The sequence below is a fragment of the Campylobacter concisus genome (assembly GCF_003048405.1).
Lineage (GTDB): Bacteria > Campylobacterota > Campylobacteria > Campylobacterales > Campylobacteraceae > Campylobacter_A > Campylobacter_A concisus_Q.
On the sequence record NZ_PIQS01000001.1, the window covers coordinates 407,567 to 432,928 of the forward strand.

26 protein-coding genes and 5 tRNA genes are annotated in these 25,362 nt (G+C 37.9%); 15 read left to right on the forward strand and 16 right to left on the reverse strand.

Going from position 1 to position 25,362, the window contains the following annotated elements; genetic code table 11:
* Positions 1-11 precede the first annotated feature (11 nt).
* Positions 12-1,295: a TRAP transporter large permease gene (locus tag CVT18_RS02270; protein WP_103629384.1), complete on the forward strand. Its 1,284-nt coding sequence runs from the start codon at positions 12-14 to the stop codon at positions 1,293-1,295.
* Between the two features lie 25 nt (positions 1,296-1,320).
* Here the strand turns inward: CVT18_RS02270 and CVT18_RS02275 are convergent, their stop codons facing one another.
* From CVT18_RS02275 to CVT18_RS02290, 5 genes are read right to left on the reverse strand one after another with little or no spacing between them, the layout of a single operon-like run.
* Positions 1,321-2,373 carry a GGDEF domain-containing protein gene (locus tag CVT18_RS02275; RefSeq protein WP_107824189.1) on the reverse strand — a complete coding sequence of 351 codons (1,053 nt, stop codon included), beginning with the start codon at positions 2,371-2,373 and terminating at the stop codon, positions 1,321-1,323.
* Positions 2,366-3,445 (reverse strand): GGDEF domain-containing protein, encoded by a 1,080-nt coding sequence (locus CVT18_RS02280; RefSeq protein ID WP_234410256.1) that lies wholly within the window; start codon positions 3,443-3,445, stop codon positions 2,366-2,368. Before CVT18_RS02280 ends, CVT18_RS02275 begins: the two co-directional genes overlap by 8 nt.
* Positions 3,446-3,491: 46 nt before the next feature.
* Positions 3,492-3,650, reverse strand: a complete 159-nt coding sequence (locus CVT18_RS10260) for a hypothetical protein (RefSeq protein ID WP_021091126.1) — start codon at positions 3,648-3,650, stop codon at positions 3,492-3,494.
* A 10-nt stretch (positions 3,651-3,660) separates the two neighbouring features.
* Complete coding sequence (locus tag CVT18_RS02285; protein ID WP_103629386.1) at positions 3,661-5,505, reverse strand: mechanosensitive ion channel family protein; 1,845 nt, start codon at positions 5,503-5,505, stop codon at positions 3,661-3,663.
* On the reverse strand, positions 5,498-6,142 hold the full coding sequence (locus tag CVT18_RS02290) for a carbonic anhydrase (protein ID WP_072595207.1): 645 nt from the start codon (positions 6,140-6,142) through the stop codon (positions 5,498-5,500). Before CVT18_RS02290 ends, CVT18_RS02285 begins: the two co-directional genes overlap by 8 nt.
* A 170-nt stretch (positions 6,143-6,312) precedes the next feature.
* On the opposite strand from CVT18_RS02290, the gene CVT18_RS02295 reads away from it, so the two are divergent.
* The 5 genes from CVT18_RS02295 to frr all read left to right on the forward strand — a co-directional run bounded on the left by CVT18_RS02295 (position 6,313) and on the right by frr (position 9,292).
* Positions 6,313-7,011 carry a Bax inhibitor-1/YccA family protein gene (locus tag CVT18_RS02295; protein WP_103600672.1) on the forward strand — a complete coding sequence of 233 codons (699 nt, stop codon included), beginning with the start codon at positions 6,313-6,315 and terminating at the stop codon, positions 7,009-7,011.
* Positions 7,004-7,387, forward strand: coding sequence for a thiamine-phosphate pyrophosphorylase (locus CVT18_RS02300; RefSeq protein WP_103629387.1), 384 nt, complete (start codon positions 7,004-7,006; stop codon positions 7,385-7,387). The genes CVT18_RS02295 and CVT18_RS02300 overlap by 8 nt, the downstream gene beginning before the upstream one ends.
* Before the next feature lie 66 nt (positions 7,388-7,453).
* Positions 7,454-7,783 carry a preprotein translocase subunit SecG gene (gene secG, locus CVT18_RS02305; RefSeq protein WP_021091090.1) on the forward strand — a complete coding sequence of 110 codons (330 nt, stop codon included), beginning with the start codon at positions 7,454-7,456 and terminating at the stop codon, positions 7,781-7,783.
* A gap of 2 nt (positions 7,784-7,785) precedes the next feature.
* Positions 7,786-8,745: a polysaccharide deacetylase family protein gene (locus CVT18_RS02310; RefSeq protein ID WP_021091141.1), complete on the forward strand. Its 960-nt coding sequence runs from the start codon at positions 7,786-7,788 to the stop codon at positions 8,743-8,745.
* Complete coding sequence (frr, locus tag CVT18_RS02315; protein ID WP_103629388.1) at positions 8,735-9,292, forward strand: ribosome recycling factor; 558 nt, start codon at positions 8,735-8,737, stop codon at positions 9,290-9,292. Before CVT18_RS02310 ends, frr begins: the two co-directional genes overlap by 11 nt.
* Before the next feature lie 524 nt (positions 9,293-9,816).
* On the opposite strand, the gene CVT18_RS02320 is transcribed toward frr, so the two are convergent.
* The 5 genes from CVT18_RS02320 to CVT18_RS02335 form a co-directional block, all read right to left on the reverse strand.
* Positions 9,817-9,906 (reverse strand) — tRNA-Ser (locus tag CVT18_RS02320).
* Between the two features lie 58 nt (positions 9,907-9,964).
* Positions 9,965-10,120: a hypothetical protein gene (locus CVT18_RS10265; RefSeq protein WP_178140176.1), complete on the reverse strand. Its 156-nt coding sequence runs from the start codon at positions 10,118-10,120 to the stop codon at positions 9,965-9,967.
* Between the two features lie 33 nt (positions 10,121-10,153).
* A tRNA-Cys gene (locus CVT18_RS02325) sits at positions 10,154-10,227 on the reverse strand.
* A gap of 6 nt (positions 10,228-10,233) precedes the next feature.
* Positions 10,234-10,320, reverse strand: a tRNA-Leu gene (locus CVT18_RS02330).
* 8 nt (positions 10,321-10,328) lie between these two features.
* Positions 10,329-10,403: transfer RNA gene (locus CVT18_RS02335), tRNA-Gly, on the reverse strand.
* Positions 10,404-10,509: 106 nt separating this feature from the next.
* On the opposite strand from CVT18_RS02335, the gene CVT18_RS02340 reads away from it, so the two are divergent.
* The 6 genes from CVT18_RS02340 to CVT18_RS02365 all read left to right on the forward strand — a co-directional run bounded on the left by CVT18_RS02340 (position 10,510) and on the right by CVT18_RS02365 (position 14,960).
* Positions 10,510-10,585 (forward strand) — tRNA-Ala (locus tag CVT18_RS02340).
* Between the two features lie 217 nt (positions 10,586-10,802).
* Entirely contained in the window at positions 10,803-11,927 is a 1,125-nt protein-coding gene (locus tag CVT18_RS02345; RefSeq protein WP_103629069.1) for a PepSY-associated TM helix domain-containing protein, read from the forward strand.
* 71 nt (positions 11,928-11,998) lie between these two features.
* Entirely contained in the window at positions 11,999-13,021 is a 1,023-nt protein-coding gene (locus CVT18_RS02350) for a ribonucleotide-diphosphate reductase subunit beta (protein ID WP_009494790.1), read from the forward strand.
* The gene (locus CVT18_RS02355) at positions 13,011-13,499 is read left to right on the forward strand and encodes a hypothetical protein (protein WP_103629068.1); all 489 of its coding nucleotides are present in this window, start codon (positions 13,011-13,013) and stop codon (positions 13,497-13,499) included. Before CVT18_RS02350 ends, CVT18_RS02355 begins: the two co-directional genes overlap by 11 nt.
* Entirely contained in the window at positions 13,500-14,267 is a 768-nt protein-coding gene (locus CVT18_RS02360; protein ID WP_103629067.1) for a carbon-nitrogen hydrolase family protein, read from the forward strand.
* Positions 14,268-14,327: 60 nt separating this feature from the next.
* Positions 14,328-14,960 carry a protein-L-isoaspartate(D-aspartate) O-methyltransferase gene (locus CVT18_RS02365; RefSeq protein WP_103629066.1) on the forward strand — a complete coding sequence of 211 codons (633 nt, stop codon included), beginning with the start codon at positions 14,328-14,330 and terminating at the stop codon, positions 14,958-14,960.
* 36 nt (positions 14,961-14,996) lie between these two features.
* On the opposite strand, the gene CVT18_RS02370 is transcribed toward CVT18_RS02365, so the two are convergent.
* The 6 genes from CVT18_RS02370 to CVT18_RS02390 form a co-directional block, all read right to left on the reverse strand.
* A complete protein-coding gene (locus CVT18_RS02370) occupies positions 14,997-15,581 on the reverse strand; it encodes a hypothetical protein (protein ID WP_107824190.1) in 585 nt (194 codons plus the stop codon).
* 262 nt (positions 15,582-15,843) lie between these two features.
* Positions 15,844-17,841 (reverse strand): TonB-dependent receptor domain-containing protein, encoded by a 1,998-nt coding sequence (locus CVT18_RS02375; RefSeq protein WP_107824191.1) that lies wholly within the window; start codon positions 17,839-17,841, stop codon positions 15,844-15,846.
* 226 nt (positions 17,842-18,067) lie between these two features.
* Positions 18,068-19,642: a single-stranded-DNA-specific exonuclease RecJ gene (recJ, locus tag CVT18_RS02380; RefSeq protein WP_107824192.1), complete on the reverse strand. Its 1,575-nt coding sequence runs from the start codon at positions 19,640-19,642 to the stop codon at positions 18,068-18,070.
* Entirely contained in the window at positions 19,632-19,754 is a 123-nt protein-coding gene (locus CVT18_RS10645; protein ID WP_265094532.1) for a hypothetical protein, read from the reverse strand. The genes recJ and CVT18_RS10645 overlap by 11 nt, the downstream gene beginning before the upstream one ends.
* A 239-nt stretch (positions 19,755-19,993) precedes the next feature.
* Positions 19,994-20,545, reverse strand: a complete 552-nt coding sequence (locus tag CVT18_RS02385) for an NAD(P)H-dependent oxidoreductase (protein ID WP_107824193.1) — start codon at positions 20,543-20,545, stop codon at positions 19,994-19,996.
* Between the two features lie 105 nt (positions 20,546-20,650).
* The gene (locus CVT18_RS02390; RefSeq protein WP_107824194.1) at positions 20,651-22,285 is read right to left on the reverse strand and encodes a CTP synthase; all 1,635 of its coding nucleotides are present in this window, start codon (positions 22,283-22,285) and stop codon (positions 20,651-20,653) included.
* Positions 22,286-22,410: 125 nt separating this feature from the next.
* On the opposite strand from CVT18_RS02390, the gene CVT18_RS02395 reads away from it, so the two are divergent.
* From CVT18_RS02395 to CVT18_RS02405, 3 genes are read left to right on the forward strand one after another with little or no spacing between them, the layout of a single operon-like run.
* A complete protein-coding gene (locus tag CVT18_RS02395) occupies positions 22,411-22,626 on the forward strand; it encodes a DUF4492 domain-containing protein (RefSeq protein WP_021091886.1) in 216 nt (71 codons plus the stop codon).
* 1 nt (position 22,627) lies between these two features.
* The gene (locus tag CVT18_RS02400; RefSeq protein ID WP_107824195.1) at positions 22,628-24,163 is read left to right on the forward strand and encodes a cytochrome ubiquinol oxidase subunit I; all 1,536 of its coding nucleotides are present in this window, start codon (positions 22,628-22,630) and stop codon (positions 24,161-24,163) included.
* A complete protein-coding gene (locus tag CVT18_RS02405) occupies positions 24,156-25,280 on the forward strand; it encodes a cytochrome d ubiquinol oxidase subunit II (RefSeq protein WP_107824196.1) in 1,125 nt (374 codons plus the stop codon). The genes CVT18_RS02400 and CVT18_RS02405 overlap by 8 nt, the downstream gene beginning before the upstream one ends.
* Positions 25,281-25,362: the final 82 nt, after the last annotated feature.

Consider the following 25,362-nt stretch of genomic DNA (forward strand, 5'->3'; position numbering starts at 1 on the left):
GGAGAAAAAAGATGACAATAGCATTTTTATTTATCCTACTTTTTGCACTGATGCTAATAGGCGTGCCAGTGGCGGTTTCGCTGGGAACTAGTACGGTTTTGACGATGATATTTTTTACAGATATCGACGTCGCTACGATTCCGCAGCTCATATTTGATGGTATCAATAAATTTTCACTAATGGCGATACCGATGTTTATTTTAGCTGGAAATTTACTAAGTAAAGGTGGCTCAGCAAGGCGTATCATCGACTTTGCAAAGTCTATGGTCGGACACTTGCCAGGTGGTTTGCCTATGAGCGCGATATTTGCCTGCATCATCTTTGCAGCAGTCTCTGGAAGCTCACCTGCGACGGTTGTGGCTATTGGCTCAATTATGTTTGTGGCGATAAAAGAGGCTGGCTATCCAAAAGAGTACGCGGTGGGTGGCATAACTACGGCTGGCTCGCTTGGAATTTTGATCCCACCTTCAGTTGTTATGATAGTTTATGGCGTAACCGCTGAAGTAAGTATCGGTAAGCTCTTTATGGCAGGCGTTGTGCCAGGTCTTATGCTTGGAGCTTTTATGCTTGTTCAAACTTATGTCGGAGCAAAAAAGCTTGGCTTTAAAGCAACTAAAGCTGAACCATTTAAAGTAAGAGTGCAAAAATTTGCAAAAGCATTTTGGGCGCTTTTGATCGTCGTTGTGGTCATCGGCGGAATTTATGGAGGAATTTTCACTCCAACTGAAGCTGCTGCGGCAAGTGCAGTCTATGCGCTATTTATCTCGCTTTTTATATATAGAGATATAAAGATAAAAGATCTTTGGGATATCTGCTTAGACTCGGCTCTTACAACAGCTATGATATTTTTCATCATCGCAAACGCCGTTGTTTTTGCGTATTTGCTAACTAGCGAGCAGATCCCACAAGCGATCGCATCGATGATACTTGACGCAAATATCGGCATGATAGGATTTTTGATATTTGTAAATATCCTGCTCTTTATCATGGGTCAATTTATGGAGCCTTCAAGCGTCATCATGATCATGGTGCCACTATTGCTTCCGATTTCAACGCAACTTGGCATAGATCCGATACATTTTGGCATTATCTTAGTTGTAAATATGGAGATAGGTATGGTGACTCCACCTGTTGGACTAAATTTATTTGTCGCAAGCGGTCTTACAAATATGAATCTAAAAGAGGTCATCATGGCATGCTTGCCGTGGACACTTACTTTGTTTTTTGGCCTTATCTTGGTTACTTATATACCACAAATTTCTCTTTGGTTGCCAAACATAATGTATGGACATTAAAATTTAGAGGCTCTTGCCTCTAAATTTATGCTTTTGGATCGTAATCCGCACTCATAACGATATTTTTACCACTTCGCTTGCCAGCATAAAGTAGATTATCAGCTTGTTTTATCATCTTCTCTAAGCTAAATTCTCCCGTACCATCATGAGCAACTACTCCAAAAGTCATAGTTGCGTTGATCTTTATATTTTCAAACTCAACTATATTTTTACTCAAAGTCTCTCTAACACGCTCTACGATACTTACAGCTGCATCTTTTTTTACGCCCAAGACGACTGCTAAAAATTCTTCTCCACCAAATCTAGCTACTCTATCTTTATCTCTAAATGTGTTTTTAAATATGCCTGATAAGCTTTTTAAAACAGCATCTCCTGCGCCGTGTCCATAAGTGTCATTTATTTTTTTAAAGTTATCAATATCGCACATAACGATAGCAAAGTCCCTATTTTTATATAGATCGTTTTGGCTTAAAATTTTCTGCATCGAAGTACGATTTAAAAGCCCTGTTAATGGATCGTGATTTAAGATATTTTCAGCCATCTCTTTTTCCTCTAAGATACTTAAAAATATAAATAAATTTGAGCTTTCCAAAAGGTACGAAACAACAACCGAAAATATACAAACCATACTTAAGTTAAAAACAAAAAGTAGATCTCTAAAGCCGTCAAAATTTTTTACAGGCTGTCCATCTAAATATACATAGCAGGCTATGGATAAAATTATTTGCACTGCAACTATTATGTAGTTAAAAAATTTATAGGTAAATGAAGTAAAAAATAGTATTAGCGACGACGCTAAAAACAATAACCCAAATCCATATCCCCATCCAAGTGTCAGCATACAAACTAATGCATGAAATAAAATTTCAAGCTGGACTATTACCATTGTTATCTTGTTATTTTCAGGGCTATCGTAAATAAGCCTTAAAAGAAAAAGATAGGTTGCTACTGAAAATACATTCATAACTGCTAGAATTTCTTCTTTCATAAATAAAAAAATAAAAAAATAACAGACGTGAGTTAATAATATTGAAAATATAATAATTTTTTGAGCCGTATAGAGTGAAATTCTACGCATCCAAGCCCTTTTTTAAAATTTCTAATTCGATACGGTCTTTGCCATTTAGCTTGCCTTCATAAAGCAGCTTGTCTACTAAAGTTATGGCTTGCTCAAAATCCACCTCAACACCATTTGCACATATTAGCATGCCAAAGGTCATAGTAACTGGAGTTTTATCTGGAAGCTTTGCGTTGTTTATCTGTTTTTTAAGTCTTTTACTCACTTCGTGGATAAATTCTATCTTTGTATCGGGCAAGATTATCAAAAATTCTTCTCCACCCCAGCGGCAAACATAGTCTTTACCTCTAAATGATTTCTTTAAAGCACTGGCTACATCTTTTAAGACCTCATCACCGCAGTCATGCCCGTATGTATCGTTTATTTTTTTAAAATTATCAATATCGCCTAGCATTATGACTAAATTTGTATTACCACTTCTTTCCTTATTAGCAACTAGTTCAAATCTTAAAGTTTTTTCTATTGTTCTTCTATTTAAAAGCTGCGTTAAAAAATCATGCTTTGAGTCCTTTTCAAGCTCTTCTGTCTCTTTTCTTATTTGCTGATATCCACTAGACGTGATAACATCTGCAAACATTGAAAGTCTTAAAACAATAAAAAAAGCAAAAGCAATACTGCACACGACTATCGTCCCTCGTATAGCTGGTGGGATCAGCGGCGCCTCATCTTTATGAATAAAATAAAGAAGTATAAGCAAGATTAATTCTAAAATTGCCATTATATAAGTAAGACTCTTTGAATCAAACGCTAGAAAGTAGTTTATAAAAATTACACCAACAAGTATTATCCAAATTCCAGTATTCCAACCCATAGTAGTAACAATAATAGTAACAAGTAATATGATATTTAGGTGAAATGCAAGGGATATCAATACTCTATATTTTATGTCAAATTTTATTCTAAGCAATATACCAGCTGCTATAAATAATAAGCACATAAAAAGTAGTGGTGTAGCTATGATCATAAAAAGGAACAAAGATAGTGCATTCGTAGCTATCATAACGTCTAATATCGTTTTATAGATATCATCGATCGCTTTATAACTACTTTGATCTACAAAATCGTGTGTCAAACAAAACTCCCTGTAAATTTATTCCATTAAATTTCATTAAGTCATTCTAATAAGAGTCGTAACTATCTTCGTCCTCGTCACTATCTTCGTAGTTGTAGTCATTTTCATCGTAATTATAGTCATAACTATCGCTACTATCGTCCTCATCGTCATTAAATTCAGAGTAGTCTTCTTCTACTTCTTCATAGTCAAAATCATCACTCATTGTTTTCTCCTTAAATTTTATCTTTGACACTTTCAATATACAAGCTTTGGCTTGGGAATGCGAAATTTAGACCATTTTGCTTTAAAATATCCATAATCTTTAGCATTACATCTTGTTTGACATCTAAAAATTCTCCCCAAACGATAGTCTTTGCAAAACAATAAACTAAGATATTTATCGAGCTATCTGCAAAATCATCAACCACGACAAATAAATTTGATTTATATCCAGCATAATCATCAACTGAAACTATACTTTGTCTATATTTTAGCCCTTTTTTCTTTGCTGTTATATCCTCACTTTTGGCAATATCTGGATGATTTATCAACATAGTTTTTATATCATCTACACATTTTTTAATCTCATCAGTTGTCGCTCCATATTCAATGCCTATTAGCATTCTGATACGTCTACCGACTTTTCTTCTACTCCAGTTTCTAACAGGATCACTTGCTAGTTTTGAGTTTGGCACAAAGATTAAAGCATTATCAAAACTTCTAATAGTCGTCTTTCTAAAGCCAACCTCAACAACAGTACCCTCTATATCACCACAAACTATCCAGTCTCCTTGCGAAAATGAGTTATCAAAGAGCATCATGACAGAAGCAAAGAAGTTTGCGATGATATCTTTTGCGGCAAATGCAACAGCAAGACCACCGATACCAAGTGAAGCTATGAGCGCTGATATATCAAAGCCAAGCTTTTGAAGAATTAGTAAAAGTGCGATTATTAATACAATTACATATACTACTTTTAAAACTAAATTTACGACCTCTTTTCGTCTACTCTTTTGTGCAATTTTATCGATTATTACTATGCCATAACCATTTAGGATAGTTAAAACAAGCCATGAAAACGCGACTATATATACGATCGAGAAGATATTTGCTAGAGTTAATGGTACTGGCACTGGATAAAAGCCAACACCGATACAAATATTTAGCGCATAAATGATAAGAAGTGCAGAGATAGGCTTTTTAACGATATCTACTATCTGATCCTTTGCCTCCTTTACACCTTCACCAGAGGCAATAAGTGACATAAGCCAGTACGTGAGTTTGGCAAGAATTCTTGTAAGTGAGACAAAAAATAAAAATACTACGATTATAACTACGATCTTACCAACGTTAAATTTTGCCGAATTTATAGAAGTTAGCTTATTTATATATTCGACCGTATCGACTAAATTTAGCTCTGATAAGATCATGCTTGAGCTTAGAAGATCGGCATTGTTTTTAAGATATATTAAAATTTCCTCATCAGTCTCTTTTTTTAAATCAAGCTCGGCAAATGCGTTATCGTAAGAGCTTGAAGTCTCATTTAGAGAATCTTTTAGCTCTTTTATACTGACGTAAGAATTTGTTTGTAAATTTAAAAGTCCGTTACCTATCACCTCTTTGATAGAATTTGCCTTAGCACCCTTTTTAAATATCTCTTCAAGGCTGATGAGTGCCGAGTAGTAAGCGTAGTCAACCTTCATCTTCTCAAGTTCAATGGCGCTTTGGATATAAGCATCTTTATTTGATTGTTTTTCTAGCCTAGCTACTTTTTTTTCTAGATTATTTTTTTGCAAAATAAATTTGTCAATATCGCTTTGAGTCACTTCAATCTGCATGATATATAGCGGAATTTTTTCCAAAAGATCGTTCTTCTTCTTCTGAAGGCTGGCTAAATTTGAATTATCTGTTTTTGAAGAGTTTGTATCTTTTTGCTGTGCTTTTATAATCTGGATTTGATTATTTAAAGTTAAGATCTGATTTGTTAGGCTTATGATGCTTTCTTCTTGCGTTTTATTATCTTCGGCACCAAAAAGAGTTAAAAATGAGAGCAAGACGATGGTTAAAATTTTACGCATTTTCACCCCTTTTATCTGCTAAAAGTTTGAATGTGCCCTCTTTTAAATCGTAGCTGAAAATTTCACCAGTTTCTATAATGTAGTGCCAGCCATAAATTTGAAGGTTTCCTCTTTCATACTCCTCTTTTACATTTGGATAAGTCATTATATTTTCGATCGAATTTATCACATTTAATCTCTCAGTTAGCCACGCCATCTTTGCTGGATCGTCGCTTGTAAATTTAAGCACTTCTCGCTTGATCGGCTCTATTAGCTTTATCCAATTTCTAACATTTGGCGTAGTTTTGAGCTTTTTTTCATCCATATAAAGCGCTGCACATCCACCACAATCAGAGTGTCCGCAAATAATGATATTTTTGATATTTAAAAGCTCTAATGCATATTCGATAGCCGAAGTCGTTGCCAAAAATTCTTCGCTCACTCTATAAGGTGGCACGATGTTTGCAATATTTCGCACCATAAAAAGCTCGCCTGGGAGGCAGTTTGTTATCAAATTTGGTACTACTCTTGAATCAACACAGGATATAAAAAGGGTATGTGGGTCTTGTCTATTTTGTAGACTTTTAAAGAGCTCTTCATGCTCCAAAAAGCCATCTTCCATAAATTTTACCGCACCTTCAAGTAGCGAGTCATCCATAGAAATTTATCTCCATTTTTTATATTTTTACGCGATTATAGCAACTTTTATTTAATCTAAAAAATACTTTAATATATAAATTTTTAACTAATATAATTTGTTAAAATTCTTTTTATTCATTGTTTAATTATTTTAGGCTAAACTCATTCAAAAATTCATAAGGAGATAAAATGAGTCTGTATGATAGGAACTACGCAAAACAAAATCAAGAAGAACTTGCGTATTCTCAAAGTTCACTAAGCACTTTTATAAAACAAACTTATCAACTTTTTGCAGCATCACTACTTTCAGCAACAGCTGGCGCTTATGTAGGCATTAGCATTGCTAGCGTTTTTGCAGCAAATAGATTTTTGTTCTGGGGACTTGTTATAGTCGAGTTTGCACTACTTTTTGGCTTAATGGCAGCTAAACGTAAAGAGGGATTAAATTTAATACTTCTATTTGCATTTACTTTTATAAGTGGCCTTACACTAACTCCGCTACTTTCAGCGATCTTGGCTATGCCAAGTGGAGCTGGTATCGTAGCTCAAGCATTTGGACTAACAACAGTTGCTTTTGGTGCGTTAAGCGTCTTTGCGATGAATACAAAACGTGACTTTACAACAATGGGTAAAATGTTGTTCATAACCTTAATTGTTATCGTTGCAGCAGCTATTATCAATATTTTCGTTAAAAGTACAATGTTTCAACTTGTAATCGCAAGTATTTCATCGATCTTATTTAGCGCATATATACTTTTTGATACGCAAAATATTATCCGTGGAAACTACGAAACACCAGTTGAAGGCGCAGTTGCTTTGTATCTTGATTTTGTAAATCTATTTACATCATTACTACAAATTTTAGGAATTTTTAATAGAAATGACTAAAGATGAGCGCATCTACCGAGTAATAGATGCGAATCTAAATAGGCTAAAAGAAGGGCTTCGTGTTGTTGAAGATATAAAAAGATATGTCTTTGATAACGCCAAGCTCGCCTATAAGATAAAATCCCTCCGCCACAAAGCAAAGATACCACAAACAGAATTTTTAAAATTTAGAAATTCTCAAAACGACGTTTTAAAAACTAGCACAAAAAGCGAGCAAGCTAGAAAAAATTTAGATGAGATAATCACTGCAAATTTCAAGCGCGCCCAGGAGAGTGCTCGCGTGCTTGAAGAGTGCTTTAAGCTCATAAATTTAGAACAAGCCGAGCTTTTTAAAGGCATAAGATACGAGCTTTATGAGCTTGAAAAAGAACTTTAACTAAAAATTTAAATCTTTTCTTGTATAATCGCAATCAATTATTTTTAAAAATTTAAAGGAAATTTCGTGAGTTTAATATTTTTGATCTTACAGTTTGCGCTAGCTGTCATAATAACTATCGCTGTTTTACTTCAAAAAAGCTCATCTATCGGACTTGGGGCATATAGCGGAAGCAACGAAAGTCTTTTTGGAGCAAAAGGACCAGCTGGGTTTTTAGCTAAATTTACTTTTATTGTAGGTATTTTATTTATCTTAAATACACTTGCACTTGGATACTTCTACAATAAAGATCTAAAACGCTCTATCGTTGATAGCGTCGATAGTAAATCTCTAGTCATACCAAAGTCAAACGACGTACCATCAGCTCCTAGTGCACCACAAACTCCAGCAAAATAACAATGATAAAAACACTTTTAGCGTCATTCTTGACGCTAACATTTGCTTTAGCAGACGCTCATATTTTAGTCTATCATCGCTTTGACGATCCAAGACATACAAGCACTGATATTTCTATTAAAAATTTAAGAGAGCAGTTTGAATATTTCAAAAATAATGGCTATGAAGTCGTTAAACTTTCAAAGCTAGTCGATGCTGTAAATGCTGGCGAAAAAATACCTGATAACTGGATTGTCATCACTGTAGATGATGGTTATAAAAGTTTCTATGACAAGGCCCTTAGTGTATTTAAAGAGTATAACTATCCATTTGCACTAATGCTTTATGTGGAAGCCAGTGCAAATAAATATGGTGATTATTTGGATTTTGATCAGATTAAAGAACTTGAGGCTTATGGCGAGATTGGGTACCACTCGTACGCTCATCCAAGGATGACAAAACTTAGCGATGAGGCATTAAGAGAGGATTTTCAAAAGGGTGTAGAGACCTTTGAAAAACATATGGGTTATAAGCCAAAATTCTTTGCAGTACCTTATGGTGAGATCGATAGTCGAGTCGTAAAACTTGCAAAAGAATTTGGTTTTTTAGCACTTTTAAATCAAAACTCAGGTGCAGTTTCAGACAAAAGTGATGTTTACGATCTTTATAGAACGCCCGTAATGAACGGTACCAAAATAGCACTAACGTTTAATAGCAAATTTTTAAATGCCCAGTGGATATTTCCAGATAGCTATCCACAAAATAATGCAATAGACAAACTCATTATAAAAACTGATACAAATGCTAGCGAAGGTAGTTTTTTCATGACTGGCTTTAATGGCTTTAAAAAAGTACCTATGACAAATGGTGTTTTTGAGTGTAAATTTAACCCACCTCTTGATAAACGCAAAGTTTTAATATCACTAAAAGTAGATCATCAACGAAGTACAAAACTTCTAATAAAGGACATCAATGCTAAATAAAATTTACGAAACACAAAAAGAAGGCTGCGAAAAAGCAATAGCTTCATTAAAACGCGACTTTACAACGCTTAGAACGGGCAAGGTAAACATTAATATTGTAGATCATATAATGGTTGATTATTATGGTTCGCCAACTCCACTTAACCAAGTAGCCACTGTGCTTACAAGCGACGCTTCAACTATCGCTATCACGCCTTGGGAAAAGAGTATGATAAAAGCGATCTCTTCAGCTATCCAAGCAGCAAATATTGGCGTCAATCCAAATAGTGACGGCGAGAGTGTAAAGCTATTTTTTCCACCTATGACAATTGAGCAACGCCAAGAAAATGCAAAGCATGCAAAATCAATGGGAGAAAAAGCCAAAGTCAGTATAAGAAACGTAAGAAAAGATGCAAATGATGAAGTCAAAAAGCTTGAAAAAGACAAAGCTATAACTGAAGACGAGAGTAAAAAGGGACAAGATGAGGTTCAAAAGATAACTGACGCCTACACTGCAAAAATCGATACTCTTGTAAAAGAAAAAGAGGCTGAGCTTTTAAAAATCTAAAATTTTTAGAAATTTTCCTTATCTAGCTACTCTTATGTGGCTAGATATTCTCTCAAAATAATATTTCAAAAAAATATTTATCAGCAAGTAGTTTAATTTTTTATCTGTTGTACTTTTATCTATTAAATATAAATAGAACCTAGACTACATAAAATATAGCCACCATTTTAACTTCAAACTATTTTCATGGATTGCTTTAATTTAAATTTTTATTTTGGATTCGTCCTAAATTCTTTATTCAATATTATTAATTTTACATATATTTATACATAGGATTACGACCTATTATGTATTTTGGATGTGCTACTACAAATATTATTTTGAGAATTTAAGATAGCCAAAAATCAAATATAAAAACTCTTAAACTTTCCCTTATATTACAGTATCTTACTTTAAATAAGAAATTTGCTACTATTTTTAGTTTTAATAAATTTTGGACTGAATATTTATGGAAATTTTCTTATAGCCATTATGAAAAATAAATCTAGGCAATGCTTTATAAAATATATAAGGAACTAGATAGGTGGCCGGGAGATAGGGATTCGAACCCCAGGAGGCTTTCACACCTCAACGGTTTTCAAGACCGCCGCTTTCGACCGCTCAGCCATCTCCCGAATTAAAGATTTATGATTATAACCAACTTTGCTTAAAATTTACTATAATCTCTAAAATTTACTCTGTTTTTTCTTTAATATATGTAGCTCCATCATTTATCTTTTCTTTGGTCCATTCTTTAGCATTATAAGTATCTTCTTTTACGCCATGCCAAGTATTTGAACAACCAGCTACAAAAAATGCTATACACACTGCTAAAAGTAAATCTCTCACTTGTTATTCCTTTGAGTAGTTATTTTTGAAGTTTGGAGGCGACACCCGGATTCGAACCGGGGATCAAAGCTTTGCAGGCTCATGCCTTACCACTTGGCCATGTCGCCATATCGTGGTGCCCGAGACCGGACTTGAACCGGTACGGTAAAAACTACCGAGGGATTTTAAGTCCCTTGCGTCTACCATTCCGCCACTCGGGCTAAGTTAATGGAGCGGGAAACGAGATTCGAACTCGCGACCCCAACCTTGGCAAGGTTGTGCTCTACCCCTGAGCTATTCCCGCATTAAAGTTTGCAATATTATCCAAAAATTGCTTAAAATTTTATTTTACTAAAACTAATTTCAAAATATTGTAAGGCATAAAAAGATAAAATGTCAAAATCTACTTTGGGGTTATAGCTCAGCTGGGAGAGCGCTTGAATGGCATTCAAGAGGTCGGCGGTTCGATCCCGCTTAACTCCACCATAAATCTAAATACATCTATCATTATTTATACCTTTTGCTAAAAATAACTTTTTACCAAAAAATAAGATGCCAATATGTAAAAATTTAATAAATAATTGATATTAAGACTCTTATCAACATTAGTAAAAGTTAATAACTAAAAAATAATTTTATAAATTTTTATCTTGCTTTAACAAAAAATAAAATAATATTCGCTATTAAAATTCAAAGGAAAAAAATGTTTTTAAAACGAGGAAAAATCATCTTCAACATCCACCTAATAATCGGACTAATTGCGGCTATTCCGCTAATATTTATGACTCTTTCAGCACCATTTGCGTCTTATAGAGAAGAGATCAAAAGTGCAATAAATAAAAATTTTATAAACTTAGTTCCTAGCGAAAAAGAAAATTTAAGCTTAAATGAACTCCTAGCTAAAGCAAAAAGTGAGATTCAATTTGATACGCTCGAAAGTTTACAAATAGGTGGAGCAAATGAAGCTTATCGTATAAGCATTACAAAGGATAAAAAGCAATTAAATTTCTTCATAGATCCAAGAAGTGGCGAGGTGATCAGCGAGGACTGGGGCGAAAAGACTCGCATGATAATACTAAGCCTACATAGAAATTTAGGCCTTGCTCTGCTTGATAGCAAAGTCCCAGCCAATATCGGCAAGCAAATAGTCGCCGTTAGCTCTATCATCATGGCTCTACTTGCTATCAGTGGTCTCATCCTCTACGCACCAGCGATCAAGCGAAATTTCTTAAATTCTCTAAAAATTAAGCCAAAAGCAAAGGGCTACGCCTGCTTCTACAATCTTCACACCAGCCTTGGCACCTACGTGGCGATCTTGCTTGTGGTGATGTCACTAACTGGACTTTACTGGTCTTATGGATGGGTCAGAAGCGGTGTAAATAGTATATTTTTTGACCTAAAAACAGCTCCAATGAAAAAAAGTCTACCACAATCAAATTTACTCCCAATAAGCGACGAGAAATTTAAAGAGATCGAGACTGCGAAGCAAATTTTTAAAGATAACGTCACGCTAGAGCTAAAATCGCTCACGATAAATGTGCCTGAAAACAACCAAAGCACCTACACCATAAACTACGAAACGATTGAAGATCAGGTTGGCAAACTAAAGCTTGACGCAAGCTCTGGCAAGATAAAAGAAAACAAGCTTGTTAGTAAGAGCGAAAGTATCCCAGAGGCCAAAAAAGCTGGGCGCAAAGTACTTAGTGTGCATACTGGGGAGATCTTTGGCGAGGTCGGTCAGGTAGTGTTTGCAGTATCATGCGTGATCGCAGTTTTGCTGATCATAACTGGCTTTTTGATGACCATAAAAAGGACTAAGGCACTCTAAATAAAAGTAAATTTTTACCTTGCTTTGGGTAATATTTTAAGAAATTTTTACCACAAACAAGAGAGAAATTTATGAACAGAAAACGCATCTACAACCCAAGTTCAAATGAAAATTTGACCGACAGAAGAGTCTTTAACGGCAACCCACACGGCATTTTAAATTTCACCAAGGCAAAATACGAGTGGGCGTTAAAGCTTTGGGACCTCATGGAGGCAAACACCTGGTTTCCAAAAGAGGTCGATACCACCGACGACGTGCGCGACTACGCCTACAACCTCACAGAGGCCGAAAAACGCATGTACGACCTTGTCTGGAGCCAGCTCATCTCGATGGATAGCTTCCAGACAAACAACCTGGCTGACAACATCAACCCTTACATCACCGCACCAGAGATCAACGCCGTGCTAAGCCGCCAAGCTTATGAAGAGGCAAACCACAGCAAGTCTTACGCTGTCATGGTCGAGGCGATCTGCGACAACACCGACCTCATCTACGAAATGGAGAAGCACGACGACGTCTTGCGTGAGAAAAACGACTACATCTCAAGCGTCTATGAGGAGCTTGCGGGCGAAGTGACTGACGAGAAGCTACTTCTTGCGATGGTTGCGAACCAAATTTTAGAGGGTATCTACTTTTACAGTGGCTTTACAGCGATCTACGCTCTAGCTCGCGCTGGCAAGATGCTAGGCTCAGCGCAGATGATACGCTTCATCCAACGTGACGAGATCACGCACCTACTTTTGTTTCAAAACATGATAAATTCGGTCCGCAAGGAAAGACCTGACCTTTTCACACCTGAGACTGAGGCAAAAATTTATGATATGTTTGAAAAAGCTGGAAATTTAGAGATCAAATGGGGCAAATACATCACTCAAAACCAAATAATGGGCTTTACTGATGATATCATCGAGCAGTACATCCACTATCTCATCGACCAGCGCCTAGTTGCGATCGGCCTAAAACGCAAATACAACGTCGCTCATCCGATCAAATGGGTTGATGACTTTGCGAAATTTAACGACCAAAAGTCGAATTTCTTTGAAGCAAAAGTGACAAACTACAGCAAGGGAAGTATCAGCTTTGATGACTTTTAAAAATAGCATCTTAGCCCTTGCTTGCGTGCTTTTTGTGGGGTGTGCGAGTAGCAATCAAAGAATAATTGATCAAGCAAATAAAAATAATCTCGAAAATTTCTACGCCTACAAGCTTGTTAAGGTAAAAGAGACAAGCCAAGCGGAAATCTATCAAGAGATGCCAAACGGTGAAATTGCACCAAGTTTCGCACCGCTAGGATCTGTGCTAGGAAATGACGTGATGTTTGGCATAAACAAACAGTGTGGCTTTGAAGCAAAAGATCTAAAAGAGGTAAGAATAGTTTCGCATGATGAGGCTAGAGGTTTTGGCTTTGAAGTCTGGGTTTTTAATGATCCACTCTCACAGCGTGATGATAAGATCACAGCTATAAGCGTTATTTTAAAAGCTACACCAAACATCGGTGGCACGGATATAAACTGCAAAATTCCAAAAGACTGCCACGACGAGAAACCTGTGATATTTATATTTGGAAAATAAATGAGCGAAAATTTAAACCTAATAAGCCTAACTTTAAAGGCAAAAAATGCAACAGATCGCCTAGAGGAGCTTGCAAATTTAGTTGAGGCTGCGCCTGAAAATTCGCTCCTGCTTGCAAGCGAGCTTTGCATCAGCGGCTATGACTTTGATGGCTTTTTTGCTGGGACGAACAAAGCGATGCTTGGTGGCATGATAGGTAGCTTTGATGCGATGCTACTTGAGCGCTTGCAAGAGGCGCTTAGCCCAGATAAATTTCTTGGTTTTACGCACCTTAGCAGCCTAAACAAAAGCGCAGGGCTCGCTCAAATTTCAAATCTAAATCCGCACCAACCAAAAATTTATAACGAGTTTTTACTTCTTAACTCAAACAACGTCTTTCACTCGCAGTTTAAGGCTGAGCTTTTTAGACCAAATTTAGAGCACGAGATCTTTGCGGCTGGCGAGGTGAGCGATATAAATGCCTTTGATTTTAGAGGGCTCAAACTTGGGGTGCTAATCTGTTTTGAACTACGCGATAGCACACTCTGGGCAAAGCTAAAAGGATGTGATATCATCATGATACCAGCCATGTGGGGTAAGGCTAGGGAGGATGCTTATCTTAGCCTTTGCAAGGCTCTAGCTATCGCAAACAACTGCTATGTCATGATCTCAAGCTCTCTTGCATTAGAAGTTGCTGGGGTATTTTTACCAAATGGCACACTTGTTAAAGAGACGATTTTTGATGCAAATTTAATAAAAGAGATCAAGACAAATTTAGCGATTTTATAAATTTTAAGATAAGTTTTAAATCGTATAATAACGATTTAATTTTTATTTAGGATATAAATTTTGACTCAACTAGAAGCGATAAAATGCCAAAATTTGGCTAGCGATATAGCCGATGAGATCACGTTAAGCCCACTTTTGTTCGATGCGATAGCTACCACTGAGCGTGAAATTTTTGTACCAATTACTGCACATGCTTATAAACTTGACGCTCAGCCCATACTGGGCAACCAGTGGATCAGCTCTCCACTAACTGTGGCAAAGATGACAATGGCACTAGAGTGCGAAAATATGGACAATATCCTAGAGATAGGCTGCGGCAGTGGCTATCAAGCAGCTATTTTAAGCAAACTTGCACATAGAATTTTTAGCGTCGAGCGAATAGAAAAGCTAGCCATGGAGGCAAAAAAACGCTTCGAGGTACTAAAAATAAAAAACGTGCATGTAAGGTATGATGACGGCAACAATGGCTGGCGAAGCTACGCACCATTTGATCGTATCCTGCTCTCGGCAGCTGCTGATGAGATCTCGCCAAATTTATTTAAGCAGCTTAAAAATGGTGGAATTTTAGTAGCTCCGATGAAAAAAGATGGCAAGCAATTTATCGCTAAATTTAAAAAAGATAAAGATGGAAATTTAGAAAAAGAGTACTTAGATGAGTGCCTTTTTGTGCCACTTCTTGAAGGTAGAGAGTAGCCCAAAATAAGGCAAAGCCTAAGCCTTGCCTAAAAGTTAGAATTTATAAGTATAGCCTGTATAAATTCCTATAGTCGTATCTCTTAGTTGAGCTCCACTATTTTTCTTATAAAAAGTTTTATCAGCTTTTAAACCAAATTCAATAGCATTGTGTGCGTCAAATGAATAGGCACCTCCCGCTTTTGCGCCGACTAGCAAACCTTTGAAATTTTTCTTGCTCGTTTCATTTTCAAATCTCTCTCTAACGCTCAAGTAGCCAAGGCCTGTGTATCCGCCAAGAACGGCTTTAAAATTTTCAGTGATGCTTGGCGTATAATCAATGCCGCCTAAAAATTTATGCTTACTCCATTTTGCATCTGATTCACCAGCATTTTTCCTAGCTTTAAAGTCATAATAATAACCACCATAAGCTCTATAGTTGTCAAAATCATAACCGCCATAAAAGCCAAGACCATAGTGACCTTTTTTGAAGTTATTTTTCTCACTACTTGCTATGTTTTTTGTTTTGATTTTTGAGTTAAACGAATAATCACCCTCACCACCAACAAATGCACCTTGAGCTAGTGCAGCTGAGCTTACCAAAGCTAGAATCAAGCTTGATTTTACAATTAAATTTTTCATACCTCTCCTTTAAAAAATTTCTGAGATTTTACATCTAAGCTTTTAATCTATATAAAATTTAAATTTAATAAAGCCCCATTTTAATCATCCTTTGGCTTTTAAATTTAATAAGAAATTTTATACCAAGTGCCAATTTATTACTAATAGTAAATGTAGTAAGTATGAGTATTATTAAGAAGATAAGAGCAAAAATACTTAAATTTAGCACGGCTTTAGGGTAAATCCTAAGCCCACAGCCATGCCAAATTTATTAAGTTACGCCCTAAAAATGCACCTTAAATTTCGCCCAAAAGCTTCTGCCCGGCTCATAAAGCCTCGTGCCGTTCGGGATAGTTTCGTAGCCTGCGATACCGCCGCCGTAGCCGCCTTTTGAGTTATGATAGGCATATTTGGCGTCGTTTAAATTTTCGGCCGCTAGCAAGAATTGATAATTTTTGTATTTGTAGCCCGCACTTAGCCCCAGCGTCCAAAAGCTATCGCTCTTGCCCAGGTCCATGCCGCCCACGTCGCCATAGCCTTTTTGCGCGCGATTTTGCGACGCGTTAGCGTAGAAGTCGGCTTTAACGAACCAGTCGGGCTTTTCTAAACCGGCGCTTAGTTTAAACGTTAGAGGGGAAACCTTAGGCAGCGCGTCGCCGTCTTTTAGGCCGCCCGCGTTTTTAGTCACCTTGCCGTAGACGTAGGATACGCCCGCCCCCAGTCTAAATATATCGGCCAGTAGCGTATCGCCCTCGATCTCGCCGCCGTATAGTAAAGCATCGGTATTAAATACGTTTGAAGACATACCCATAGGGTTATACTTTATCATTATGTAATCATCCATCTTCGAGACGAAGAAATTCGCGTTTAGCTCGTAATTTTTATCTTTTAGCACGGTACCAAAGTCAAGCTGAGTGTTTCTTTCTTTATTTAGCTTAAGATTATCGTCTTTATTCGTTTCCCAGTGATCCGGTAACCTTTGCGCGTGACCTAGTCCCGCATAAAGCGTTAAATTTTGTAGATATTTTTCGTATCTAAAAAAGCCGGAGAATAAATTTTCGCTCCTACTTTTATGCGTTAGCAGCTGCTTTCTCTCGCCCGCGTCCAGCCTAAGTCCGCCAAAAAGCCCGTAGTCGTTTTCAAGGACGTATTCGTTTTGAGTGTATATCGTTTTATACGTTACCTTGCGCTCTTTTACGTGCGGCTTTGATAGGGCGGCGTCCATGTCGGCTTTAGATACGCCGGCTCCGCCCGTTCCGGCGCCTCGCCATTTAAAGGAGTCTTGCGAATAACCGGCGCCAATGAAGCTGGTTAGATTATCGAAATTTAACTCGCCTTCTAGCTTAAAGCCGTACATATCGCGTATCGGGTGACTGATGCTATATCCCTTGCCGCGCCCCGTGCCCGGCACCACCGGACGCATGGTGAAGTTGTCCATTATATGATCGATTTGATGATAGTACGAACTTAGCCTGATCTTGTGCTCACCGACATCTTGTTCAAATTTTAGTCCGAAAGATTTACGGTCAAACTGTATGCCGTCCCTCATCCTGTCGGCATACGCCGCTTCGCCATCGCCTAGATCCGCGCTTAACTGCAAGGCGGTAGTTTCCGTGGGCGTTAGCGTGCCTACGATTGAGACGCTGTTGCGTTTATAGTGCGTATGCATTTTCTGTCCGTCGCCACTTTTATAATCGCCGCTCTGGTAGTGTCCGCCAGAAATTTCTAAGCTCCCCATCTCGTTGCCCGCCGCTACGTCTGCAGCAGTTTCAAATCTTCTAAAACTACCGCCAAGCACGCTTACGTTTCCTCCGAAGCTCGGTTTTGATAGCCTTGCTATCTCTCTATCGAAAAATATACCGCCGCTAATGAGCGCGCCGTATCTGACGTCTTGCGGGCCTTTTACGATACGAACCGAGCTGTAGTTTTGCGCCGAGATGTAAGTAATGGGCGTATCCATGCGCATACCGCAACCGCCGTTTAGCGTGCTACCGTCGATTAGCACCGGCAGTCTAGCCGCCGTCTGCGAACGATAATAAACCTCGCTGCCGCCTCCGCCCTTGCGCTCCATCGTAAAGCCGCTCAAATTTAAAAGCGATTTAGCGATGTCGCCGTTTTCTAGTATCGCGCCTTTGCCTACTATTTGAGCCTTTGTCGGTTCGTCAAGAACGGACTTTTGTATCTTTGCAGAAACGGTAACCGGAGCCAAGTCTATCGTTTCTTCAGCACCAAGCATTAAATTTGGTACTAAAGCAAATGCTAAAACGTAAGAAATTTTCATGTTTAGTCCTATGAAATTAATATTTAAAATTAAAATTAAAGCAAAAATGAACTTAAATAAAGTATAAATATTTATATAACATTAATTTTACAATACAGAAATTTGACTCAAATAGTATTATTTTAGTTGGACTGCATTAAATATATAAAGAAACGATTTTGGTGAATTAAAACCGAAGAAATCTCGGTTTTATTAAAATTTTAGCATTATAAAACCGAGATAAAATTTATAAAATCTCTTTTATGAGTAGCTGTGGAGTAACAAGTCCGCGGAATGAATTTTTTGATATACAAAAGATAATATCTATCATCTCGCCAACTCTAGCATGTCTTGTAAAGTTAAAAAATAGAGCCTCAAGTGTTTTATTATCCTTTTGCAAGATGAGCTTTAAGTGATTTTGATCTCTTCCTATAAGTCTTTCATTTTTAACAAGAGCATTTTTTATCTTAAAGACTGGGCGAGGGTTTTTCTGCCCGTATGGCTCATAAAATTCTAAAATTTCAAGCAGCTCAAAGTCTATCTCGCTTGGCATTATGTCGCCAAGTAGCTCGTCTGAGCTTTTGCAATCTTGCATATTTAAACAAGAACAACTTTTATTTATCGCTTCTTTAAATTTAACCAAATTTTCAGGCGCAAGTGTAAGTCCAGCCGCTCCTTTGTGACCGCCGTAGCTTGTTAGTAAATTTTCGTGGCTTGCTATAAGAGATAAGATATCAAGCTTACCAATGCTTCTAGCGCTACCTTTTGCACGGCCTTTATCGATGCTAAAGACGATAGCTGGCTTTGCAAAGTGCTTTGCAAGGCGGCTAGCTACGATGCCTATCACACCCTCATGCCACTGCTCTCCCCAAGTGATGATGACTTCGTCGTCTTCTTTTACGTCCTTTAGCGAGCACTCAAAGAGTTGGCGCTCCTCCTCTTTTCTGGAGTTGTTAAATTCGATAATGGTATCAAGGTAGTTGTAAGCCTCTTCGATGCTCTTTGCACGCAAAAAGTTAAATGAATTCATCGCATCATCCATGCGTCCGGCTGAATTTATAAGTGGGGCTATAAGAAAGCTAATATCATCGCACTCAAATTTTTCCTTACCATAAAACTCTTTTATAGCGTGAAATGCGGAACGCCTAGACGCATTTAGCTTACAAATACCAAGACGAACAAGCATTCTATTCATATCTCTTAGCTCCATCATATCAGCGATTATCGCGATAGCTAAAAGCTCTAGAAATTTGCTCATATCGTAATTTAGTCCAAAAACATCCTTTAGCGCTCCAACCAAATACCAAGCGACCTCAGCGCCACAAATTTCGATATTTGGGAAGTTGCAATCTTCTTGTTTTGGATTAATGATCGCATAAGCTTCTGGGAGAACAGCTGGTGGCATGTGATGATCAGTAATAATAAGATCGATGCCTTTTTCTTTACAAATAATGGCCGCATCGTTTGCAGAGATGCCGTTATCAACGGTGATAATCAAGCTTACATCGGCTGAGAGTTCGTCTATTATCTCAGGATTTAGCCCATATCCATCTTTAAATCTATTTGGAATTTTTACTAGGTAGTCTTTCACGCCAAGATCATCAAAAAACTCAGCCAAAATTACGCTCGAAACAACACCATCAACATCATAATCGCCCACAATGGCTATGCGCTCGTTTTTCTCGATCGCTTCTTTTATGCGATTAGCGCCTTTGTATATATCTTTTAAGGCACTTGGTGTCGGAATTTCACTAATTTTTTTATGTATGTCGTTACAAAATCTATGCGCTAGTAAATTCCTTATATCCTCTTTATTTAGCATGGTTTTGGCAAGAATTTTTAAAGAACCTGCCAACTTTATTTAATGCCACTTGTTCACTTAAATTTACACCCATATTGCCAAAAATTTGGCTATAAAAATACTTCTTTTTCATCGCAATCTTTCGTCTTTATTTTGAATGCTTGGATTATATCTTTTTGAAATTTAATTTCTTATAATTTTAAATGAAAGTAAGATTTTAGGGCTCATAGCAAGCTTAAAAGCTTTGTTAAATTGATAGTCTTTACAAATTTAGCACACCAAAAATGGTAAGTATTAGCAAAATTTATACAATCAAATTTATAAATTTTTAAATGGCTTATGCTAGGGAATTTAAACCATTTTTATAAAAATTTATTCCAAATTTCGCAAAAACTCCGCGTATTCTCTAGAGCCTTGCTCTAAATCGTCCTGGCTCGATACGTAGTCCACACCCGGAGTCTCTTCGGCGCCGTAAAATGCGAAAAAGTCGCGGTAATCGGCGCGAAAATAGTATTTAAATGCAAGCTCAAACGGCGTAAGAACCTCGCGCAAGCTAAAATGATAGCGTCCTTGCGGGCAGTAATCGCTCTTTTTGATGCCTGCGGTCACGGCTAGAGCTACCTTGCGCCCCGCTATGCCGTCCGAACCCCGTCCGTAGGCAAAGCCATGCGTCATCACCGCGTCGATCCACGATTTTAAAATCGGAGGGCAGGAGAAGTTGTGAAGTGGAAACTGCAAAACGAGGGCATCGTGGGCTCTGATGAGCTCTTGCTCGCGCGCAGCGTCGATACTTTCGCCCCCATAAACCTGCGTCAAATCATGAATGCTAAAGTGCTGCGGCTCTTTGAGAGCCTCTTGTAGCAAGCGTTTGTTTATGACCGAGTTTTGGATATCAGGGTGTGCTAAGATGATTAGAGTTTTCATTTTTCTCCTTAAAAATTTATAGAAAGAAGTGGGATTTATTTGGCAAATAATTGAATAAAACAGCAAAATTTTTAAAAGAATTTTTAGAGCCAGATGGCTCTAAATTTAAGATTTGACGTTTTCTAAACTTGCCTTTATAAAGCCTAATATCACAGGATTTGGTTTAGTTAGACGGCTAGTAAATTCAGGATGACACTGCACGCCCACAAACCACGGATGGCCTTTTAGCTCGATAGCCTCTATCAGTCCATCGCTCTCACCGCTTACCAAAAGACCATTTTTCTCAAAAATTTCTTTATATTTTGGATTTGCCTCGTAGCGGTGGCGATGGCGCTCTTTTACGCTCTTTGCATTGCCATAAATTTCAGCTAGAAGCGTCTTTGGTTTGATGTCGCAGTTATATGCTCCAAGCCTCATTGTGCCGCCAAGTGGGCTTGTGTGCGTTCTTATCTGTTTTTTGCCGTGAGCGTCGATAAAGCTATCTATTAGATAGATGATAGGATTTTTGCACTCTTTGTCAAATTCCATAGAATTTGCATCCTCTAAGCCCAAAACATCCCTTGCAAATTCAATTAGTGCTAGCTGCATACCAAGGCAAATTCCAAGATAAGGGATCTTATTTTCACGAGCAAATTTAATGGCTTGCATCTTGCCTAAAACGCCCCTCTCGCCAAAGCCGCCAGCGACCAAGATGCCATCTACGTCCTTTAAAAGCTCATTTACATTGTTCTCTTCTATCTTTTCGCTATCTATCCAGCGTAAATTTACCCTAGCGTCTAAATTTGCTCCAGCGTGGATAATGCCCTCAGTTAGGCTCTTGTAGCTCTCTTTTAGATCGATGTACTTGCCCACAAATGCTATTGTAGTTTCATTTGTTGGAGCAATTATCCTTTTTACTAGGCTATCCCACTTTACCATATCTGGTTTTAGCTCATTAAAGCCTAAATTTTCAGCGATTGGAGTTAGTATGTCTTGCTTTAAAAATGAAAGTGGAATTTGATAGATACTTGCACTATCTAAGCTCTCTATAACGCAGTTTTTCTCTACTCCACAGCTTGCTGCTATCTTATCTTTTAGCTCGCGGTTTAGTGGCATTTCAGATCTGCAGATGATGATGTCTGGCGTTATGCCTATACGTCTTAGCTCACCTACACTATGCTGGGTTGGTTTTGTTTTTAGCTCGCCAGCCACTTTGATAAATGGCACAAGCGTTAGGTGGATATTTAGCGCTCTTTTTTTGCCAACTTCTACCCTTAGCGCTCTTATCGCCTCTAAAAATGGTAGTCCCTCGATGTCGCCAACGGTTCCGCCGATCTCAACGATTAGCACATCTTTACCCTCGCCTGCTTTTTTGATGCGATCAACTATCTCTCCAACGATGTGAGGGATCACTTGAATAGTCTTTCCAAGGTAATCGCCTCTTCGCTCTTTTTCGATCACTGAGCTATAAACTCTGCCCGTTGTGAAGTTATTGTCTTGACTTAGGCTCTCATCTAAAAATCTCTCATAATGCCCCAAATCCAAATCTGTCTCTGCACCATCGTCTGTGACAAAGACTTCTCCGTGCTCAAGCGGACTCATCGTGCCAGGATCTACATTGATATATGGATCAGCTTTTAAAACACTTACTTTTAGTCCGGAATTTTTTAAAAGAGTCGCGATAGACGCAGCTGCGATGCCTTTTCCAAGTGAGCTTAAAACGCCACCTGTGATAAAAATATACTTCGTCTCTTTTGCCATTAAATTTCCTTAAATTTATTTATTTTTTAATTGCGGATTATACCCCTTAAATATTTAGTAAGGCATTAATCGTATAAATTTTAAAAATTATTCTTTAAGTCTTTTTGTTATAGACTTCACAAACTATGATAAAAAACTACCTAAACATCATTGCCTCTTTATATATAGAGGGCTTTAAAAATATGAAAATAGGCAAAAAATTATGGCTTCTCATAATAATAAAGCTTATCATCATGTTTGGAATTTTAAAAGCCTTCATCTTTAACGAGACTCTAAATACCAAATTTCAAACCGACGAAGAAAAAAGCGAATTTGTAATTCGTAATTTAATAAAGGAATAAAATGTCTGAGATGGATTTTGTTGACTGGTCTAGGGCTCAGTTTGCGCTGACTGCCATTTACCACTTTTTGTTTGTCCCACTTACTTTGGGGCTAAGTTTTATCATCGCCATTATGGAGACGATATATGTCAAAACTGGCGATAAAGCCTGGCTTGAGATAACGAAATTTTGGCTAAAGCTCTTTGGTATAAATTTCGCTATCGGTGTGGCTACTGGCATCATTATGGAGTTTGAATTTGGTACAAACTGGGCGAATTACAGCTGGTTTGTAGGCGATATATTTGGCGCTCCACTTGCGATTGAGGGCTTGCTCGCATTTTTTATGGAGAGTACATTTTTTGCCATTATGTTTTTTGGCTGGGATAAAGTCAGCAAGAAATTTCACCTGCTTTCAACTTGGCTTGTCGCGATCGGTTCAAATTTAAGCGCGCTTTGGATCTTAATCGCAAATGGTTGGATGCAGTATCCAATAGGCATGAAATTTAACCCAGATACCGCTAGAATGGAGATGGAAAATTTCTTTGAAGTTGCGCTAAATCCTCTTGGCATTAGCAAATTTTTACACACAGTAACTAGCGGCTACACCATCTCAGCTATCTTTGTGATAGGAATTTCTGCTTGGTTTTTAATCAAAAAACGCCACATCTTGCTAGCTAAAAAAAGTATCGTGGTCGCTAGCGCATTTGGCCTTATCACTTCGGCATTTTTGTTACTTAGTGGCGATGAGAGCGCATATTTTGTAGCTCAAAAGCAGCCTATGAAGCTTGCAGCCATGGAGGGACTTTACAAGGGCGAGACTAACGCTGGCCTAGTTGCTGCTGGTATTTTAAACCTAGCTAAAAAGCTTGGCGACGAGAGCGATGCCTTTTTGCTTGAGATAAAGGTGCCTTACGCACTTGGTATCATGGCAAACAGAGGGCTTGACTCATTTACACCAGGTATAAATGACCTACTTTATGGCAATAGCGAGCACAATCTAATAAGCGTTGAAGAGAAGATGGCAAAGGGCAAAGTAGCTATCGAAGCTCTTAAAAACTACAAAGAAGCCAAAAAAGCAAATGACGAGAGTCTAATGAAAACTTCGCTTTCAAATTTAGAAAGCAACCTAAATTTCTTAGGATATGGCTATCTTAAAGACGCAAAAGAAGCTGTACCGCCAGTTGCGCTTACATTTTATAGCTTCCATATCATGGTTGTACTTGGCACTTACTTCATAGCTCTTTTTGCTATTACGCTCTATCTAAATCTCTCAAGAAAATATAAATTTGAAAACATAAGAGCATTTTTATGGATCTGTCTCTTTACCATACCGCTTGGCTACATCGCAGCTGAAGCTGGCTGGATAGTAGCAGAGGTCGGTCGTCAGCCTTGGGTGATACAAGATCTCATGACCGTTGGTGTAGGAGCTACAAATTTATCTGACTCAAATATCAAAATTTCATTTATATTATTTGCTGTTTTATTTACGGTCTTACTAATTGCTGAGATCAAAATCATGCTTAAGCAAATAAAGATAGGATTTAACGACCATGCATAGTTTAAGCTTAGAAAATTTACAAATTTATTGGTGGTTTATAGTTAGCCTTCTTGGCGGACTTTTGGTATTTATGATGTTTGTTCAAGGTGGCCAGTCGCTAATCTTTAGCCTTGGCAAAGATGAGCTTAAAAAAGATATGCTCATAAATTCTATCGGTAGAAAATGGGAGCTTACATTTACGACGCTTGTTATGTTTGGTGGCGCGTGCTTTGCGGCGTTTCCACTATTTTACGCTACTAGCTTTGGTGGCGCTTACTGGGTTTGGCTGGCTATTTTATTTTGCTTTATCGTCCAGGCTGTAAGCTACGAGTACCGCAAAAAGCCTGATAACTTCTTGGGCGCTAGAACTTATGAAATTTTCCTTTTCATAAATGGCTCACTTGGCGTTATTCTTATCGGCATGGCGGTTAGTACATTTTTTAGCGGTAGCGACTTTGTACTAAATGAACACAACTTTGTCGAGTGGAAGACTCCATTTCGCGGTCTTGAAGCATTGGCAAATCCTTACTTGTATTTGCTTGGCATAGCGATGTTTTTCTTATCTCGCATAGGTGGCTGCTTATATCTTATGAACAACATCGCTGATGGCGAATTTATACAAAACGCTAGAAAACAGCTACTTATCAACACCGTGCTATTCTTGCCATTTTTTCTAGGATTTCTTGCTTGGGTGCTTACAAAAGACGGCTTTGCATACGACGCAAACGGCGTAGTTAGCCTTATGCCTTACAAATACGCTATAAATTTGATCGAGATGCCTATCGTCGGTATATTGCTTCTTGTTGGCGTTGTTTTGGTACTTGTTGGAATTTTCCAAGGGGCATTTACAAAAAGCATTCGTGGAATTTTTGCTTATGGCGTTGGCGTAACGCTAGCTGTAACCGCGCTATTTTTGATAACAGGACTAAATGGCACTGCATTTTATCCGTCATTTAGCAACCTTGCTAGCTCGCTAACTATCAAAAATGCAAGCTCTAGCCACTACACACTTGGCGTTATGGCCTATGTTAGCTTACTAGTGCCAGTAGTGCTTGCCTATATCATCGTCGTTTGGCGAGCGATAGATAGCAAGAAGATCACGCAAGACGAGATTAAAAACGATCATCACGCATACTAAGGATAAAAGATGTTAGAAGCAGGAATTTTTTTGATACTTTGGCCAGTGACGCTATTTGCTAGCTATAAATTTGTTCTTTTTT